This is a genomic window from Anaeromyxobacter oryzae (assembly GCF_023169945.1).
GTDB classification, from domain to species: Bacteria; Myxococcota; Myxococcia; order Myxococcales; family Anaeromyxobacteraceae; genus Anaeromyxobacter; species Anaeromyxobacter oryzae.
This window is the reverse complement of sequence record NZ_AP025591.1, coordinates 3209439-3228635: the sequence shown is the minus strand read 5'-3', so window position 1 is coordinate 3228635 and position 19197 is coordinate 3209439. Positions and strand designations below refer to the sequence as shown.

At 73.9% G+C, this 19197-nt stretch carries 10 protein-coding genes; 2 read left to right on the top strand and 8 right to left on the bottom strand.

Features of this window, described 5'->3' with window-relative positions; all coding sequences use genetic code 11:
• Positions 1-3 precede the first annotated feature (3 nt).
• Positions 4-2805, bottom strand: coding sequence for a M16 family metallopeptidase (locus tag AMOR_RS14005; RefSeq protein ID WP_248362149.1), 2802 nt, complete (start codon positions 2803-2805; stop codon positions 4-6).
• A 74-nt stretch (positions 2806-2879) separates the two neighbouring features.
• Positions 2880-5663 carry a M16 family metallopeptidase gene (locus AMOR_RS14000; RefSeq protein WP_248362146.1) on the bottom strand — a complete coding sequence of 928 codons (2784 nt, stop codon included), beginning with the start codon at positions 5661-5663 and terminating at the stop codon, positions 2880-2882.
• Between the two features lie 142 nt (positions 5664-5805).
• Between AMOR_RS14000 and AMOR_RS13995 the strand changes: the two genes are divergently transcribed.
• Complete coding sequence (locus AMOR_RS13995) at positions 5806-7245, top strand: phytoene desaturase family protein (protein WP_248362143.1); 1440 nt, start codon at positions 5806-5808, stop codon at positions 7243-7245.
• A gap of 11 nt (positions 7246-7256) precedes the next feature.
• On the opposite strand, the gene AMOR_RS13990 is transcribed toward AMOR_RS13995, so the two are convergent.
• From AMOR_RS13990 to AMOR_RS13980, 3 genes are all read right to left on the bottom strand, one after another.
• Entirely contained in the window at positions 7257-7475 is a 219-nt protein-coding gene (locus AMOR_RS13990; protein ID WP_248362140.1) for a hypothetical protein, read from the bottom strand.
• Between the two features lie 124 nt (positions 7476-7599).
• Entirely contained in the window at positions 7600-10782 is a 3183-nt protein-coding gene (locus AMOR_RS13985; protein ID WP_248362138.1) for an efflux RND transporter permease subunit, read from the bottom strand.
• 161 nt (positions 10783-10943) lie between these two features.
• Positions 10944-12104 (bottom strand): efflux RND transporter periplasmic adaptor subunit, encoded by a 1161-nt coding sequence (locus AMOR_RS13980; protein WP_248362135.1) that lies wholly within the window; start codon positions 12102-12104, stop codon positions 10944-10946.
• Positions 12105-12314: 210 nt separating this feature from the next.
• Here AMOR_RS13980 and AMOR_RS13975 point away from each other — a divergent pair, with 210 nt between their 5' ends.
• The gene (locus tag AMOR_RS13975; RefSeq protein WP_248362134.1) at positions 12315-13466 is read left to right on the top strand and encodes an endonuclease/exonuclease/phosphatase family protein; all 1152 of its coding nucleotides are present in this window, start codon (positions 12315-12317) and stop codon (positions 13464-13466) included.
• 81 nt (positions 13467-13547) lie between these two features.
• Here AMOR_RS13975 and AMOR_RS13970 read toward each other — a convergent pair whose 3' ends face one another.
• From AMOR_RS13970 to nifJ, 3 genes are all read right to left on the bottom strand, one after another.
• Positions 13548-13739, bottom strand: a complete 192-nt coding sequence (locus tag AMOR_RS13970; RefSeq protein ID WP_248362131.1) for a hypothetical protein — start codon at positions 13737-13739, stop codon at positions 13548-13550.
• 110 nt (positions 13740-13849) lie between these two features.
• Complete coding sequence (locus AMOR_RS13965) at positions 13850-15355, bottom strand: methyltransferase (RefSeq protein ID WP_248362128.1); 1506 nt, start codon at positions 15353-15355, stop codon at positions 13850-13852.
• A 204-nt stretch (positions 15356-15559) separates the two neighbouring features.
• Positions 15560-19153, bottom strand: coding sequence for a pyruvate:ferredoxin (flavodoxin) oxidoreductase (gene nifJ / locus AMOR_RS13960; protein ID WP_248362125.1), 3594 nt, complete (start codon positions 19151-19153; stop codon positions 15560-15562).
• Between the last annotated feature and the right edge of the window lie 44 nt (positions 19154-19197).

Sequence of the window (19197 nt, the reverse complement as noted above, 5' to 3'; positions counted from 1 at the left end):
CTTCTACCGCGCCGCCTCGACGGCGTAGCCGGCCTTCTCGAGCTGCGGGCGGAGCGCGGCGGCGTCCCCGACGACGAGGATCACCTCGCGCCCGAGGGCGAGCGCCGCTGCCGCCTTCTGGATCCGCTCGGGGGAGAGCGCGGCGATCTCGGCCGGCTGCCGGTCCCAGTGGTCGGGCGGGAGGTCGTAGGTGGCCTCCGTGACGAGCGCTGCCGCGGTGGCGTCCACGGTGTCGAAGGCGGAGCCGTACGCGCGCGCCACCTGCCAGCGCGCGCGGGCGGCCTCGGCGGGCTGGAGCGGCGCCGCGCCGAGCCGCTCGACGGCTCCGAGGATCGTCCGGAGCGCCAGCACCGTCGCGTCGCGATCGACCGCCGCGCGCGCGAGCAGGGCGGCGCCTCGCTCGTGATCGAGGAGGCTCACCGCGACGCCGTACGAGACGCCCTCCTCGATCCGGATCTTCTGGTTCAGCCGGGTCCGGAGCAGCCACCGGACCGCCTCCGTCGCCGCCTCGTCGCGCTCCGCCCGGGGCGGCGCCCGGAACGCCGCGAGGACCACCGCCTGCGTGGCGCCCGGCCGATCGAGGAGCAGCACGCGTCGCGCGGCGGGAACGGGTGGCGGCGGCGGCGGAATGCGGTCCCGGCCACCGCGCGCCCATCCACCGAAGTGGCCCTCGATGGCGGCCCACAGCTCGGGCGAGGGGTCCTGGTCGCTCACGACGACGAGCCTCGCGCGCTCCGGGCGGATCTCCTCCGACAGCCAGCGGGACGCGTCACCGCTCGCGAGCCGGCCGATCACGTCGGCGCTCGGGCTCGCGCCGTAGGGGTGGCCCGGGAACAGCGCCGCGGCGAGCGCTCGGGCCGCGGCGAAGTCCACGTCCTTCTCGAGCCGCGCGAGCCGTCGCGTGAACGCCTCGTGCGCCCCGTCGAACCAGCGGGGCGTCTGGTCCCGCGCCCACTCCGCCGTGCTCTGCAGGAGGACGTCCAGGTTCGCGCTGGTGCCGCGCGCGACGCGGTGGAGCGCCTCGCCGGTCCGCCGCGTCTCGGCGTCCGCGCCGATCCGCTCGAGATCGTGCTCGGCGAAGTAGGCCTGGTTCGACCCGAGGGCCAGTGCCGGCAGCCCCGGTGGGATCTCCGGCGTGCCCTCGGCGCGCGTGCGGACGACGAGGTCCACCTGCGCGACCGGCAGGTTGCCCCGGCGCGCGACGACGACGGCGAGGCCGTTCGCGAGCACCCGACGTTCCGCCGCGGCGAGGTTCGGGGGGCGCGCCACCGCGAGCGCCTCCTCCGGCCCTGGCGCCGGGCCGACGCTGGGATCCTCCGAGTCGTCGCGACGCTCGCCGCGGACACTGGCGAGGTCCCCGAGCGCGCGCGCAGGCGCGTCGCGGTCCGGCAGGACGACGAGCGCGACGGCCTGCTCGCGCCGGAGGTGCTCGTTCAGGTAGTCGGTCGGGACGCCGTGGAGCTGTCCCGCGACGAGCCTCTGCCAGCCCGCGAGGAAGTCCGGCTGGCCCGTCGCGCGGAGGAACCGGGCCACCTGCGATCCGTCGATGCTCTCCATGGCCAGGTAGCCCTTCACCAGCAGCCGGTCGCGCGTGGAGACCGCGACGTTCGCGCGGAGCCGGTTGCCGATGGCGTAGGGCAGGCGCGTCACCGCGGGGTCCCGCAGCTCGTCCTCCGCGCGCACCTCGAACGCCGCGGACTTCACGAGGTCGATGACCTTGCCGGCGTCGCCCGCGCGCGCGAGCTCGGCCCGGAAGACCACGAGCCCGGCCCCCCCGAAACCCTCGTAGAACGCGTCGAACCGCTCCACGACCTCGCTCGCGTTCCCGCCGAAAGCCTGGACGAGCTTCACCGAGAATGCCGCGTCGATGGCGGCCGCGGCGAACTGGGCCTTCGGCTCCTCCCCGGCGGCGTCGCCCGGGACGCGCCACGCGACCCAGACCACCGGCTGCCGCACCGGCGCGGTCCGCGACGCCGGCGCGATCTCGTCGTCCGGCGGGGGCGGCACCGGCGGCGCCGACCGGGCAACGGGCTGCACCCTCGTGGCTTCGCCGTCGCCGGTGAGCGGTCCGAAGGTGTCGAGGACGAGCTCCGTCACCTCGCGGGTGCTCCGCGGCGCGATCACGACGACGATCGCGTTCCGCGGGACGTACTCGGCCTTCGCCCAGGCCCGGACGTCCGCGAGCGTGATGGCGCGGAGCGACTCGGGCGTGCCGGCGCCGGTCCGGCCGTAGGGGTGATCCCCGAACGCCTCGGTGCGCAGCCAGGCGAGCTGGGCGCCGACGGGATCGTTCTCGAACCGCTCGCGGTACTCGGCGAGCACGACGTCGCGCTCGACCGCGAAGTCGTCGTCCGTGACGCCGACGAGCGGGTCGCGCATCCGCGATGCCTCGAGCGCGAGCGCGGTCCTGAGATTCGCCGGCTTCCCCGCCGCCCAGAAGTCGGTCGAGTCCGGGCTCGTCTCGGCGTTGAACCGGAAGCCCGCCTCGAGGAGCCCGTCCCAGATGCGCGCGCCCTGGGCCCATGGCGGGGCGGCGCGGAAGGCGAGGTGCTCCGCGAGGTGGGCGAGGCCGTCCTTCCCCGCGGGATCTGCGGCGCTCCCCGAGCCGTACGAGACGGTGACCGCGAACCGATCGACCTGCGGAACCTCGTACACGACCAGGCGGAGCCCGGACGGGAACGTCGCGAAGAACCCCTGGTACGGCACCGGCCGGCCCTTCGGGACGTACCGCTGGTGTGCGGCGCAGGCGAGGCCGAGGGCGGCGAGGATGACGGCGGGAAGCGCAACGCGGGCGCGTCGGGTCATCCTTCTCGGTACACCGTCCGTGTCGAGCGGATCAAGGCCGGATGCGACGTGGCCGGGCCGCGCGCTCGGTCACATCAGCGCCCGCGGGAGTTCACACACTCCACCGCGAACCCGGCCGCCTCGAGCTGCGGCCGGAGCGAAGCCGCGTCGCCCACGACGAGGATCACCTCGCGCCCGATGCCGAGCGCCGCGGCCGCCTCCTGGATCCGCTCCGGGGAGAGCGTGGCGATCGATGCCGGCTGCGCGTCCCAGTGGTCGGACGGGAGATCGAGCACGGCCGCGGTGGCGAGCGCCGTCGCCGCGCCGTCCACCGTGTCGAACCGGAACGCGAACGCGCGCGCCACCTGGAACCTGGCGCGCGCTGCGTCGGCCGGCGAGAGCGGCGCGTCCGCGAGCGCCCGCGCCGCGTCCAGGATGGTGCGGATCGTGCGCGCGGCCACGTCGGGCGCGACGGCGGTCCGTGCGATGAGCGCGGCGCCGCGCTCGTGGTCGTCGATGCGGATGGACAGCCCGCTGGACACACCGCCCTCGCGGAGGATCCGGTCGAGCCGTCGCGCGAGCCACGCGGCGAGCGCGTTCGTCGCAGCGGCGTCCCGGCCGGCGGCCGGAGGCGCCCGGAGGGCGGCGACGACGACGGCCTGGGTGGCGCCCGGACGATCCACCAGCACGACGTGGCGGGCGGCGGGGAGCGGCGGAGCCTCGAGCGCGGCGCGCGGCCGATCCCCGCGCGACCAGCCGCCGAAGTGGTCCTCGATGGCGGCCCACAGCTCCGGGGAGGGCTCCTGGTCGCTCACGACGACGAGGGTCGCGCGCTCCGGCCGGATCTCGGCGGAGAGCCAGCGGGACACGTCGCCGCTCCGGAGCCGGTGGACGCCCTCCGCCGTGGGCGCCGCGCCGTAGGGATGGCCGGGGTAGAGCGCGCGCTCGAGGGCGCGGCGAGCTGCGACGTCGAGGTCCGCCTCGCGCCGGCCGACCCAACGCTCGTAGCCGTCGCTGATCTGATCGAACCAGCGGTCGCGCTGATCGCGCGCCCACTCCGCGGTGCTCTCGAGGAGCACGTCGAGGTTCGCGCTCGTGCCGCGCGCGACGAACGTGAGCGACTCGCGCCCGAGCGAGGTCGTGCCGCTCGCGCCGATGCGGGCCAGATCGCCCCAGGCGAAGCCGCCGGAGCTGGCCTCGAGCGCGAGCACCGGCAGCCCCGCCGGGACCGCCGCGCCGCCCTCCGCCGTCGTCCGGACGACGAGCCGGACCTCCGCGAGCGGGAAGGCCCCGCGCCGCGCGACGAGGACGGTGAGCCCGTTGGGGAGCACGCGGCGCGCCGCCGCGACGAGGCCCGGGGCGCCGGCCGTGGCGCGCACCGCGTCCGCGTCCGCTCCCGGGGCGGCCGCGTCGTCCGGCGCGGGGTCGTGCTCCGCGACGCGGTCCGGCGCGGGCTCGACCGGCGGCACGGCGGTCGGGTCGGGCAGGACCACCAGGGAGAAGGCCTGCTCGCGCCGGAGGTGCTCCGCGGCGTAGTCGGTGGGCACATCCTTCAGCTGCTCCACGATCTCGTGCTGGTGTGCCGCCAGGTAGTCGGCGTCGCCGGTGGCCCGCAGGTGGCGCGCGGCGGTGGACCCGTCCACGCGCTCCACCGCGCGGTAGCCGTCCACCAGGAGCGTGTCACGGACGATCGTCGTGATCAGCAGGCGGCTGTCGTTGCCGAGCGCCCGGCGCGACCCGGTGCGGAACTCGTCCTGGGCCCGCAGCTCGAACGCAGCGGACTTCGCGAGGTCGATGACGCGCTCGGCATCCTCCGCCCGCACCAGCTCCGCCCGGAGCACGATCAGCCCGGCCGCGGCCAGCGGGACGAGCTGCACGTCGAAGTCGTCGACGAGCTCCTCGAGCGTGCCGCGCGCCGAGAGCACGAGCTTTCCGGCGAACGCGACGTGGAGCGCGAGCGCCGTGTACTCCGCCCGCGCGTGCTGCTGCGCGCCGTCGCCCGGCACGCGCCAGGCGACCCACACGACGGGCCGCGCGACCGGCGCGAGGCGTGTGACCGGCGCGAGGTCCTCGGCGCGGATCGGCGGAGGCGCGGGCACGCGCCGCGCGACGGGCACGGCCGGCGCGCGGTCCCCGATCGCATCGCCGAACACCTGCGCGACGAGGCCCAGCACGTCCGACGCCTTGCGGGGCGACGTGATGACGAGGATCGCGTTCTCGGGCCGGTACAGGCGGCTCGCCCAGCGCCGGGCATCCTCGAGGGTGAGGCCGCGGATCGACGCCGGGGTCCCGGCGCTCGGACGACCGTAGGGATGATCGCGGAACGCCGCCGCCTGCAACCAGGCGAGCTGCGTGCGCCGGGGATCGGTCTCGGAGCGCTCGCGGTACTCGCTCACGAGCACATCGCGCTCCGTCGCGAGGTCGTCCTCCGTGACACCCCCGAGCGGCTCGCGCAGCCGCGCGGCCTCGAGGGCCAGGGCGCGCCGGAGGTCCCGGGGCCTTCCAACGACCCAGTAGTCCGTCGAGTCCGGGTAGGTCGCGGCGTCGAACACGAAGCCCGGCTCGGCGAGCTTGTCCTCGATCCGGGCGTCGCGCGACCAGTACGGGCGCGCGCGGTAGCTGAGGTGCTCGACCGCGTGGGCGAGGCCCTCCTTCCCGGACGGGTCCTCGGCGCTCCCGGCGCCGTACGACACGGTGACGCTGAAGCGATCGACCTGCGGAACCTCGTACACGACGACCTGGAGGCCGGACGGGAAGGTCGCGAACGATCCCTTGTACGGGATCGGGTCGCCCTTTCGCACGTAGCGCGGCCGGGCCGCGCAGGAGATCGAGACGACGGCGACGGAGGCGAGGACGGCGGCGCGGAGGCGTCGGGTCATCCCTCTCGGTACACCGTCCGTGTCGGGCTGTTCAAGCCGGATGCGACGTGGCGCCGCGCTCGCCGTCACATCGGCGCCCGGCGGTGTTCGCCGTCCGTGACCCGCGCTGCACGCCGTCCGCCGCCCCGCTACTCATCGGAGGATGCCCGCGCTCGACGCCGTGGTGGTCGGCTCCGGCCCGAACGGCCTCGCGGCGGCGCTGGTGCTGGCGCGGGCGGGCCTGCGGGTGCTGGTCCGCGAGGCCGCCCCGGACCCCGGCGGCGGCGCCCGCACGCTCCCGCTCACGCTCCCGGGCTTCCTCCACGACCACTGCTCCGCGATCCACCCGCTCGCCGCGGCGTCGCCGCTCTTCCGGCGCCTCGCGCTCGCGCAGCACCGGCTCCGCTGGATCGAGCCGCCCGCCGCCGTCGCGCACCCGTTCGACGACGGGACGGCCGCGCTGCTGCTCCGCTCGCTCGACGAGACCGGCGCGACGCTGGACGCCGCCGACGCGGCCGCCTGGCGCGAGCTCCTGGCGCCGCTCGTCGAGCGATACGACGCGCTGCTCGACGAGACGCTCGGCGCGATCGTGCACGTGCCGCGGCATCCCGTGCTGCTCGGCCGCTTCGGGCTCCTCGCGCTCCGGTCCGCGTCGGCGCTCGTCCGGGACCGGTTCCGCGGCCCGCGGGCGCGGGCGCTCCTCGCCGGCATCGCCGCGCACGCGATGCGGCCGCTCGACGCCGCGGCGACCGCCGCCTTCGGCCTGGTCCTCGGGGCCGCCGGGCACGCCGTCGGGTGGCCGTTCCCGGCGGGCGGCGCGGGCCGGATCACCGACGCGCTCGTGGCCGAGCTCGCCGCGCACGGCGGCGCCGTCGAGACCTCGGCGGAGGTGCGCGATCTCGCGGAGCTGCCTCGCGCCCGGGCCGTGGTCCTCGACCTGACCCCGCGCCAGGTGCTGCGGGTCGCGGGCGCGCGGCTGCCGGCGCGCTATGCCCGCCGGCTCGCGCGGTACCGGTACGGCCCCGCGGCGTTCAAGGTGGACTACGCGCTCGCCGCCCCCATCCCGTGGCGCGCGGCCGGGTGCGCGCGAGCGGCGACCGTCCACCTCGGCGGATCGCTCGAGGAGCTCGAGGCCGCGGAGGCCGCCGTCGCGCGAGGCGTCCTCCCCGACCGGCCGTTCGTGCTCGTCGTGCAGCACACGCTCTTCGATCCGTCGCGCGCGCCGGCCGGCCGGCACACCGCGTGGGCGTACGGACACGTCCCGCACGCGTTCGCCGGCGACGCGACGGCCGCGCTCGAGGCGCAGATCGAGCGGTTCGCGCCGGGGTTCCAGGAGCGCGTCCTCGCGCGCGCGGTCCGCGGGCCAGCGCGGCTCGAGGCCGACGACGCGAACCTCGTCGGCGGCGACATCGGCGGAGGCGAGACCTCGCTCGAGCAGATGATCGCGCGGCCGGTGGCGTCGCCCGCGCCCTGGGCGACGCCGGTGCGCGGCCTGTACCTCTGCTCGTCGTCGACCCCGCCCGGCGGCGGCGTCCACGGCATGTGCGGCGCGAACGCGGCGCGCGTCGTGCTCCGCGATCTCGCGCGGGGGCGCCTCGCGTAGCGGGCGGACCCTCAGCCGACGCGTCGATCCGGCGCGCCGTCCGCGCCGTCGAGGAGGCGACCGTTCGGGAGCAGCCGCGGAGGCACGTCGGCGCTCGCTTCCACGAGCTTGAAGCGCTCGCAGCGCGCGAACGTGCCGTCGCAGTAGAAGCTCCGCCACACCCGGATCGCGGCCTGCATCGCCAGGTTGTGATGGAGCCCGCAGCGCTCGAGGTGTGGACAGCCCGGCATGCCGCGGGGCCGTGCAAGGCCGGGGCCGGCCGCGTGGCGCGGGGATCCGCCGTCGTTTCGCTGGTTCACGCCGGCGGGCTCCCGGGTCCCGCGCGCCAGGGGTCCCGGACGCCGCGCCGGCGGATCACGGCTCGCGCCGGCCCTGGGGGGCCGGCGAGGTCGCGCGTGTGCCCTCCGACGCGGCGCGCGATCCGGCGCCGAAGAGCGCGCCGAGGCGGCGGCGGATCGCGACCCGTACGCCGTCCATGATCTCGTAGACGGTCGGGATGACGAGCAGGGTGAGGAGGGTCGAGGTGATCACGCCTCCGATCACGGCGCGCCCGAGGGGCGCGCGGAAGTCGCCGCCCTCGCCGACGCCGAGCGCGACCGGGATCATGCCGGCGACGATCGCGACGCTCGTCATCATGATCGGCCGGAGGCGGATCCGACCCGCCTCGACGAGCGCATCGCGGATCGGGATGCCGCGCTCCTCACGCGCCCACTTCGCGAAGTCGATGAGGAGGATCGCGTTCTTCGCGACGATCCCGAAGAGCAGGATGACGCCGATGAGGCTCATGATGTTGAGCGTGTCGCCGGTGGCGAGCAGCGCGAGCACGACCCCGATGAGGGAGAGCGGCAGCGAGAGCAGGATCGCGAACGGGTCCAGGAACGAGCCGAACTGGAGCACGAGCACGAGGTACATGAGCAGGATGGCCATGAGCAGCGCGAGCCCCACCCGCCCGAACACCTCGGCCTGGTCGGCGGTCTCGCCGCCCTGGCGGATCGTGTAGCCGGGGGGGAGCCGCAGCTCGGCCGCGAGCTTCGGCTGGATGTCGGAGATCACCTCGGAGAGCGAGCGGCCCGAGACGTTGCCCTGCACGTTCACGACCTTCTTCCGGTCGAGGTGCGAGATCTCGCCGGGCCCGAACCCGTCCTCGACGTGCGCAACCTGCCCGAGCGGCAGGACCTGGGGCCGGCCGCCCGGGCCCGGCACCACGAGCGGCAGCTGGCGGAGGTCGCCGGCGCGGCGGCGGGCCTCCGGCGCGAGGCGCACCATCACCTTCCGCGTCTCGCCGGAGGGATCCACCCAGTCGCCCGAGTGGAGCCCCGCGAACGCGATCCGGAGGGACTGGGCGATCTGGCCCACCGTGACGCCGAGGTTCCCGGCTAGGCCGCGATCGACCTCGACGGCGAGCTCGGGCTTCTGGCCGCGGGTGGAGAGGCCCACGTCGACCGCGCCGGGCACCGTCTGGATGAGCTTCTTCGCCCGCTCCCCGAGCGCGTCCAGCGTCCTCGCGTCCTCGCCGCGGAGCTGCACCTGGATCGACTTGAAGGCGCCGCCGAACCCGCTCGTGAAGACCGAGACGTCCGCGCCCGCGATCCGGGACAGCTCGCGGCGGAGCACGGCGCCGAGCCGGTCCTGCGAGATCGACCGGTTCGCCTTGGGCACGAGCCGTACGTAGACGAGCGCCTGGTCGACGCCGGGCGCCTGGAGCGGGATGGGCGTGCCGATCGACGCGTACGTGTACGCGACCTCGCGGTGGGCGCGGAGGATCCGATCCGCCTCCTCGACCTTGCGGCGGGTGTAGTCGAGGGACGAGCCCGGCGGCGTCTGGATGATGAGGTTCACCTCGCTCCGGTCCGACACCGGGACGAACCCGGCGCCGCCCACCTTCGCCTGCAGGAACATCGCGCCGAAGAACAGGCCACCGGCGATGACGAGCATCGCGAGCCGGTGGTCGAGCGACCACGAGATGATGCCCTTGTAGCGATCCGCCTGCCGATCGAACCAGCGATTGAACGCGCCGAGGACGCGCCCGACGGGCCCGCGCCGCTGGCCCTGCTCGACCTGCGGGTCCGGCCAGTACGCGGACATCATCGGGTCGAGGGAGAACGAGACGAACAGCGAGACGAGGACCGCGGCCGCGATGGTGAGGGCGAATGGCTTGAACCACTGCCCGGCGAGCCCGTACATGAACGCCACGGGCACGAAGACGGCGACGATGGAGAAGGTCGTCGCCGCGACCGCGAGCCCGATCTCGTCCGTGCCGTGGTGCGACGCGACGGTGTGATCCTCGCCGAGCTCGATGTGCCGGACGATGTTCTCGCGGACGACGATCGCATCGTCGATGAGGATGCCGATGGCGAGCGAGAGGCCGAGGAGCGACATCGTGTTGAGCGTGAAGCCGAACGCCCAGACGCTGATGAACGCCGCGAGGGCGGAGACCGGCAGCGCGAGGCCGGTGATCACGGTCGAGCGCCAGGAGTTGAGGAAGAAGAAGACCACCAGCACCGTGAGGAGCGCGCCCTCGACGAGGGTCGTCTGGACCTCCCGCACCGACCGGCGCACCCGCTCCCCGGCGTCCTGGACGATCTCGAGCTTCGCGCCCTGGAGGCGCGGCTCCAGGGCCCGCGCGCGCGCCTTCACCTGGTCGGACACCGACGTCGTCGAGTAGCCCTTCGTCTTCAGGACCTCGAGCCCCACCGCCTCGCCCGAGTCGAAGAGCGCGAGCGTCCGCTGCTCCTCCGCGCCGTCATAGACGCGCGCGAGCTGGCCGAGGCGGACGACCTGCCCGCCCCGGCTCGCGACGGCGATGCCCTCGAACTCGGCCGGCGTCTGGAGCCGGCCGCGGAGGCGGATGCTCTGCTCCGTGAGCGGACCGTTCACGCGCCCGACCGGCGCGGCGAGGTTCTGCGCCTGGAGCGCCACGACGACCTCCGCGGTGGACACCCCCGCAGCGGCGAGCGCTTCCGGCCGGAGCTCCACGGTGAGCTCGCGCTTCTGCCCGCCGACGAGCCGCACGTCGGCGACGCCCTGGACGCTCCGGAGGTCGCGCGAGACGATCTCGTCCGCGAGCCGCGTGAGGACCGGCACGGGCAGCTGCTTCGACGTGAGCGTGAGGGTGACGATGGGCTCCTGCGACGGGTCGAACCGGGTGATGACCGGCTCCTCCATCTCGGTCGGCAGGTCCTGCCGCTTCGAGCTGATCGCGTCGCGGATGTCCTGCGTCGCCTCCTGCAGGTTCTTCTCGAAGTCGAAGAAGACGATGAACTGCGCGAGCCCGTCGATGGCGGAGGCGGTGGTCTGCTTCCCGTCCACGCCGCTGATGGAGAAGATCGCGTCCTCGATGGGATCGATCAGCTCCCGCTCGACGGTCTCCGGCGACGCGCCGGGGTAGACGATCGTCACCGCGACGATGGGCGGCTGCACGTCCGGGAACTCGTCCGTCTTCAGCGCGGCGAGGGAGATCACGCCGAACAGGACGAGGGCGAGCATCACGGTGACCGTGACGATGGGCCGCTTGATGGCGAAGTCGGAGATGAACATTCTAATCGGGGGCTGCGCCCCCGCCCCGCCGAGCGAAGCTCGTCGGGGCCCCACCCCGGCTCGCCGGGTCCCATGCGCCACCGCGAACGGCTTCGCCGTTTCCGCGGTGGCGCCCCGGCAGGCTCGCTACGCTCGCTGGCTCTCGAGGATCCATCACTTCCTCAGTTCGGCGTCTTCTCCTCGCCGCGCGCGCCGACCTCCTCCGCGAGCCGGACCGGGGTGCCGGCGGAGAGCATCCCCCGTGCCGACCCGAGGACGAGCACGTCCCCGGGCTTCACGCCCGACCGGAACCCGACCGCGCCCGCCACCTCGTCGCGCAGACCGAGCGTGACCGGCACCTTCTCGACGGTGCCGCCCGAGACGCGCATCACCGTGGGCGGCGACGAGGTCGCGTCCACCGCGCTCACCGGCGCCGCAGGCGCGGTGCTGCTCTCGGTCGTGACGCGTCCCTGCGCGTACAGCCCGGAGATCAGCCGCCCTTCGTCGTTCGGCACGTCGACGTAGACGCGGACCTGCCCGGTGGCCGGGTCCACCGCGGGGTTGACGCGCTCGATGCGCCCGGTGAACACCCGGTCGCCGAAGCCGGTGACGGTGAAGTCCACGTCCGCGCCGGGCCTCACGTCGCCGATGCGCGCCGCGGGGACGGACGCGTCGAACTGGAGGCGCCGGGGGTCGATCACGGTGTACAGCGCCGCGCCGGAGGCGACGACGTCGCCCGCGGAGACGGCCCGCTCGGACACGACACCGGCGAACGGCGCGCGGATGCGGGTCTTCCCCGCCTGCTGCTCGGCGGCCGCCGCGCGGGACTGCGCGTCGGCGAGCTGGGCGCGCGCCGCCTCGACCTGGGCCTCCGCGCGCTCCGCGTCCTGGGCCGCCATCGCGCCCGCGTCGGCCAGCGTCCGGGCCCGCCGGGCACCCGCCTCGGCGACCCGCAGGTTGTTCTGCGCCGCGACGATGCCCGACCGCGCCGCGTTCACCGCGTCCGCGAGCGCCGGGGCGTCGATCCGCGCGAGGAGCTGACCCTCCTTCACGCGCTCCCCGGCGTCCACCGCGACGTCGTGGACCGCTCCGCCGACCTCCGCGCGGATGCTCGCGGCGCGCTTCGCCCGGAGCGTGCCGGAGATCTCGGGGCCGGCCTGCAGCGTCCGCTCCGCGACGACCGCGACGTTCTCGGGCCCGAGCATGACGGGCTGTCGATCGGGCGGTGGCGTGGCCGCCGCGTCGTCCTGCTTGGCGCCGCCGCCCCGGCAACCGACGACCAGGGCGAGGACTGCGATCGCCGCCAGCGCGCGCGAGACGTTCGGGTTGTCGCCGCGACCCATGCCGTCGTGCCCCTTCGGTTCACTTCGAATCGCCGATTATCCGCCGAGCGAAGCCCCCGCGCGGTGACCTCGTGGGGCCGCGCAGGACACCCCGCTTGGCAGTTGCGCGAGCCCGCGCGGGGAGCCGCGACGCGCCCGATCCGGGCTGGCGCCGGGGAGGCGAGCGGCCTACGGAAGCCGCGCTCCTCCATCCCCCGACCAGAGGTCCACATGCGCGTCCCCCGGATCGTCGCCCCCACCCTCGGCCTCTCCCTCGTCCTCTCCCTCGCGTGCAGCGGCGGCGCCTCCCCGGCCGCCACCGAGCGCGCGGGGGCCGCCGCGCCGCCCTCGAGCGCCGGCGCCGCGATCGCCGACGCCGGCCGCCACGTCGGCCGCGAGCTCACCGTCATGTCGCGGAACCTCTACCTCGGCGCGGATCTCGGCCCGGTGATGGCGGCCACGACGCCGGAGGCGTTCCTCGGGGCGACGACGGTGGTCTGGGCGATGGTGAACCGGAACTCGTTCCACGTCCGCGCCGAGGCGGTCGCCGACGAGATCGCCGCGTCGCGGCCGGAGCTGGTCGGGCTCCAGGAGGCGTACCTCTGGCGGATCCAGTCGCCCGGTGACGCCATCGCCGGTGGCACCACGCCGGCGACGGAGGTGGTCTACGACTACGTGCAGGAGCTCCTCGACGCGCTCCGCGCCCGGAGCCTCCACTACCGCGTCGCCGCGTCGGTGACGCTGTTCGACTTCGAGGCGCCGGTGGCGACCGCGTCCCCGGGCGTCTTCGACGACGTGCGGCTCACGGACCACGGCGTCGTCCTCGCCCGCGAGGACGTCCCGACCGCGAGCCCGGAGGGTCACGTGTACCCGACGCTGCTCTCGGTCGGCGTGCTCGGCCGGCAGCTCCCGGTGCCCCGCGGCTGGGCGACCGTCCTCGCGAAGGAGCGCGGGCAGTGGATCCGGTTCGTCTCGACGCACCTGGAGGCGTTCGACGAGACGGTGCGGACCGTGCAGGCCGGCGAGCTCGTCCAGGCGCTCGCGGGAGAGACCCGGCCCGTCGTGGTGGTCGGCGACCTGAACTCCGAGCCGGGAACGCAGGGCGCGGCCGTGCTCGTGGACGAGGGCGGCTTCACCGACACCTGGGCGGCGCTCTACCCGGCCGCCGCCGGCCTCACCTGCTGCTACCTCGAGGACCTCACGCTGCCGGACACGCTCGAGACGCGGATCGACTACGCGCTGTTCCGGGGGCCGTTCACGCCGGCCGACGCCGAGGTCGTCGGCACCGCGCAGGTGTCGGGCCTCTGGCCGAGCGACCACGCCGGCCTCGTCGCCGAGCTGCGGATCGCGTCGCCAGGTGCGGAGCTGCAGGCGGCGCGGTGATCCGGAGACACGACGGCCCGGCCCCGCGGAGCGCGGGACCGGGCCGCCCGTCGCGGTCGCGCCGCGGGCGCCGGCCGCCGATCAGACCAGCGGCGAGAACTTGTAGAGGACCGGGGGGAGGTCGACCCCGCCGATCGGCGCGAACTTGTGTCCGGCGATCGGGGCGAACTTGTACCCGGAGACGTCGAGGCCCGGCTCCCGGAAGATGCGCGCGCCGCCGGCCGCGACCCGGAGCTCGTCGTCGTTCAGCACCTTCGGCTTCCTGTCGTCCATGAACGAATTCCCTTTCGAGTGTGTGTGCCGCGACGTGGCGGCTGCTCGGGTGGGTGGACGGCGAGACCGGCCGAACCTGACGTCGCGGGGCGTCGCCCGCCCCGCGAGGGTCAGCGCCCTGCGGTGCTCCGCGGCTCGAGCAGACCGCTCGTGAGCCCCTGCCGGACGAACCCGAGCACGCTCGCGCGCAGCCCGTCGGAGGGCGCCGCGGCCGTGCCCGCGAACCGCTCGATCGCGAAGGCCACCGAGTCGCAGCCGTCGAGCAGGGACAGCAGCGCGTACTCCTGCTCCTCGAAGGAGCGGTTGGTGCCCACGGTCCCGGCGCCGAACCGGACCGCGTGAGCCGGCGCGAGCCGCGCGTCGGGCCGTGGCCGCTCGTCGACCCAGCGCGTGCAGGGGGAGCATCGCACCGCGGCCGCGAGCAGCGCGTCGTCGCCGGAGGCGGCGAGGTCGAGGGACTCGAGGAGCGCGTCGATCGTCGCGGAGGTGCCACCGGCGAGGAACGCCGTCGACAGGCCGTGCACGAACGGCGCCGCGCCCCCCGCGCCCGGCGGGCGGCGTCGCAGGATCGCGACGACGTGGTGGAACGCGGCGGCGCCGACCGCGAGGAAGTGGCGGTGATACCGGCGGACGGCGGCGGCGTAGGCCGGGCCGAGGTCGGGAGCCTCCACCGAGGCGTACGCGACCGCCTGCTGCTCCGGCGGCAACCCCGGCTCGAGCAGCAGGACGAGGTCCACCAGCGGGTCGCCCATCGCGTCCCGCACGAGCGTCGTGGGCGCCGTGCCCGGACGGACGGCCGAGTCGAAGCACACCAGGGCGCGGCCGCCCTCGGCGAGCACCGGCGGGATCGCGGCCACGAACCGCAGCGCCAGCTCGTCTCCGAGCGCCCCGCCGTGCATGTACGTCGCCGCGACGGAGTCCGCCGGGCGAGCGACGTACGGCGGCTGCGCCATCACCAGCTCGAACCGCCGACCCTGGACGGGCGCGGCCCGATCACCGACGTGGAACTCCGCGGCGACCCCGTTGAACCGTGCGTTGAACCGGGCGAGGCCGATCGCGCGCGCGTTGATGTCGGTCCCGATCACGGGCGCCGCCCCGCGCCGCGCGGCGACCAGCGCGATCAGGCCGTGCCCGCACCCGAGGTCGAGCATCCCGCCCGTCAGGGCGGGAGGCATGAGGTCGACGAGCCGGCCGGTCGTCGCGCCGGGCACCATGACCGTGTCGCTGCCGGAGACGAGGTGGTCCGTGAAGATCCAGAGCCCCTCGTACGGCGTCACCCGGTACGCGGAGCGCAGGGCGCCGCCGGGCGTCCGGACGAGGACCCCCGCCGCGACGAGCGCGTCGCCGGCGACGGGCCCGAGCGCGTCGCGCGCGCTCTCCTCCGGCACCTCCCCCGCGAACGTGAACAGCAGCGCGAGGCGCGAGCCCGGATCCTCCCGCGTCTCCAGGATCGCCCGGGCGAGCGGGAACCGGAGGCCCTCGAACAGCGCCGCCGCCCCGTCGGCCGCGACGGATAGCACGCGGCGATCGAAGCCGACGTCGTCGAACCGCCGTCGCAGCGCGGCGCAGAGATCGCCCGGGAGCTCGTCGAGCCGTTCGATGGAGGCGAGCGCCATCGTGAAAGGCCTCGACGGAGGTTGCTAAACGCGGGCCGTGCGCCGCGCGCCGGCCCAGGTGGACCGCCGCCCTCGGGCAGGGGAGCGGGGCCTCGCCGGGCCCTTCGGCGGGCTCAGGGCGAACGGCGTTGCCAGCACCCCGAGACACGACGGCCCGGCCCCGCAGGAAGCAGGACCGGGCCGCCGTCGAGCCTTCAGGTGCGCTTACGCCCGCGGCTTCCCCGCCGCGCCCGGCACGAGGTTCGCCGGGTTCATCGCGCGCGCGAGCTGCTCGTAGAGGGCGTACTTCTCCCTCACGTCCTTCTGGGCCTGCTCGAGCATCCGCTTGAAGGCCTCGGGGTTCGCCTGCTCGACCTGGCGGAAGCGGGTCTCACCCTTCTCGAACTCGGCGAGGTCGAGCTTCGGCGCCGGGCTGTCGAGCTTGAGCGGGCTCTCGCCGCTCGCCACGCGACGCGGGTCGTACCGGAACAGCGGCCAGTACCCGGAGTCGACCGCCTTCTCCTGCTGCCCGAGCGCCTCGGAGAGATCGTAGCCGTGGGCGATGCAGTGCGAGTACGCGATGATCACCGACGTGCCGTGGTAGCTGTCGGCCTCCTTGAGCGCGTTCACCGTCTGCGCGTCCTTCGCGCCGAGGGCGATCCGGGCGACGTACGGGTGCCCGTAGCTCATGGCGAGCATCGCGAGGTCCTTCTTCCCGAGGCTCTTCCCGGCCACCGCGAACTTCGCGGCCGCGCCCATCGGCGTCGCCTTCGACGCCTGGCCACCGGTGTTCGAGTACACCTCGGTGTCGAGGACGAGGATGTTCACGTCCCGGCCCTGCGCGATCACGTGGTCGAGGCCGCCGTACCCGATGTCGTACGCCCAGCCGTCGCCGCCGACGATCCAGACCGACTTCCGGACGAGGTAGTCGGCGATCCGGAGCAGCCACTTCGCCTCGAGCGACTTCTGCCCGGCGAGCTTCTCCTTGAGGGTCGCGACGCGAGCGCGCTGCTTCTGGATGCCCGCCTCGTCGGACTGGTCGGCCTCGAGCAGCTCCTTCACGAGGCCGTCGCCGACCAGCGTCCCCATCTTCGCGAGGATCTCCTTCGCCTGCTCGTTCTGCTTGTCGATGGAGAGGCGCATGCCGAAGCCGAACTCGGCGTTGTCCTCGAAGAGGGAGTTCGCCCAGGCCGGGCCGCGGCCCTCCGCGTTCTGCGTGTACGGCGTGGTCGGGAGGTTGCCGCCGAAGATCGACGAGCAGCCGGTGGCGTTCGCGATCACCGCGCGGTCGCCGTAGAGCTGGGTGAGGAGCTTGATGTACGGGGTTTCACCGCAGCCGGTGCACGCGCCGGAGAACTCGAAGAGGGGCTCGAGGAACTGCGTGCCCTTCACGTCGAGCTTCATCTTCGTGCGATCCGCGACCGGGATCTGGAGGAAGAAGTCGAAGTTCTTCCGCTCCTTCTCCTTGAGCGGGAGGGCGTCCCGCATGTTGATCGCCTTCTTGCCCTTCTCGACCTTCGACTCCGCCGGGCAGATCTCCACGCAGAGCGTGCAGCCCGTGCAGTCGTCCGGCGCGACCTGGAGCGTGTACTTCGCGCCCTTCACGTCGGCGGACTTGTAGTCCATCGAGAGGAAGGTCGCCGGCGCCTTCGCGAGCACCTCCGCGCCGTAGAACTTCGGGCGGATCGCCGCGTGCGGGCAGATGAGCGCGCACTTGTTGCACTGGATGCAGAGGTCCTTCTCCCAGACCGGGATCTCGAGGGCGATGGACCGCTTCTCCCACTTGCTCGTCCCGGTCGGCCAGGTGCCGTCCACCGGGAACGCGGAGACCGGGAGCTGGTCGCCCTTGCCGGCGAGCATGAGCGCGGTGACGCGCTTCACGAAGTCCGGCGCCACCTCGGAGACCGCCGGCGGGCGCGGCGTCCCGGTGACCTTCCGGCCCTCGGTCTTCACCGGGTACAGATGGGCGAGGGTGTGGTCCACCGCGGCGAAGTTCTTCTGGACCACCTCGGCGCCCTTGCGCGAGTAGGTCTTCTCGATCGTCTTCTTGATGTGCCCGATCGCCTCGTCGCGCGGGAGCACGCCGGAGATCGCGAAGAAGCAGGTCTGCATGATCGTGTTGATGCGCACGCCCATGCCGGTGTCGCGCGCGACCTTGTACGCGTCGATCACGTACACCTTGAGCTTCTTCGCCAGGATCGTCTCCTGGACCTCCTTCGGCAGCTTCTCCCAGATCTCGTCGGGCCCGTACGGCGAGTTGAGGAGGAACGTCGCCCCCTCCACGCAGGTCTCCACCATGTCGTACTTCTCGAGGAAGCCGAACTGGTGGCAGGCGACGAAGTTCGCCTTCTCGATGAGGTACTGCGAGTGGATCGGCTTCGGGCCGAAGCGGAGGTGGCTGATCGTCACCGACCCGGACTTCTTCGAGTCGTAGACGAAGTAGCCCTGCGCGTAGTTCGGCGTGTCCTCGCCGATGATCTTGATCGAGTTCTTGTTCGCGCCGACGGTGCCGTCCGCGCCGAGGCCGAAGAAGAGCGCCCGGACGACGTCCTTCCCCTCGGTGTCGAAGGTCGGATCGGTCTTGAGCGAGAGGTGGGTCACGTCGTCGTTGATGCCGACGGTGAAGTGACGCTTCGGGCGGGGCTTCCCGAGCTCGTCGAGGACCGCCTTCACCTGCGCCGGCGTGAACTCCTTCGACGAGAGGCCGTACCGGCCACCGATCACCGTGAGCTGGTGGTGGAACCGGTCGATGTGGGCCTGCTCGGCCTCGCGGAGCGCGGTCACGACGTCCATGTAGAGCGGCTCGCCGAGGGAGCCGGGCTCCTTCGTGCGATCGAGCACCGCGAGGTGGTGCACGGTCCGGGGCAGCGCGGTCATGAACGCGCCGAGGTCGAAGGGCCGGTAGAGCCGGACCTTCATCATCCCGACCTTCTCGCCCCGCGCGACGAGCGCGTCGATGGTCTCCTGCGCCGTCTCGCAGCCGGAGCCCATGAGGACGACCACCCGCTCCGCCTCGGGGTGGCCGTAGTACTCGAAGAGGCGGTACTTGCGGCCGGTGAGCTTCCCGAACTCGTCCATCGCGTCCTGAACGTGCTCCGCCGCGACGGCGTAGAACGGGTTGCACGCCTCGCGCGCCTGGAAGAACGCGTCGGGGTTCTGCGCCGTGCCGCGGAGACTCGGGCGATCCGGCGAGAGCGAGCGCGAACGGTGCGCCGCGACCAGCTCCTCCGGGATCATCGCGCGGAGATCGTCGTCCGTGAGCTCCTCGATCTTCGCGACCTCGTGCGAGGTCCGGAAGCCGTCGAAGTAGTGGCAGATCGGGACGCGGGCGTTCAGCGTCGCGCGCTGGGCGATGATGGCGAAGTCGTGCGCCTCCTGGACGGACGCCGACGAGAGCAGCATGAACCCGGTCTGGCGGACGGCCATCACGTCCGAGTGGTCGCCGAAGATCGACAGCGCGTGCGTCGCGACCGTGCGGGCGCTGACGTGCATGACGAACGACGTCAGCTCGCCGGCGATCTTGTACATGTTCGGGATCATCAGCAGGAGGCCCTGCGACGCCGTGAAGGTCGTCGTGAGGGAGCCCGCCTGCAGCGCGCCGTGCACCGCGCCGGACGCGCCGCCCTCGGACTGCATCTCGGCGACGCTCGGGACGGTGCCCCAGATGTTCTTCCTGCCCTTTGCGGACCACTCGTCGGCCCACTCGCCCATGTTGGACGAGGGGGTGATCGGGTAGATCGCGATGACCTCGTTGGTCCGGTGAGCGACCGATGCGACGGCCTCGTTGCCGTCCATCGTCACCATGCGCCTCGACGCCATGTGTTCTCCTCGTCGGTGCAGGGAGTGCGCGTCTCGACGCTACG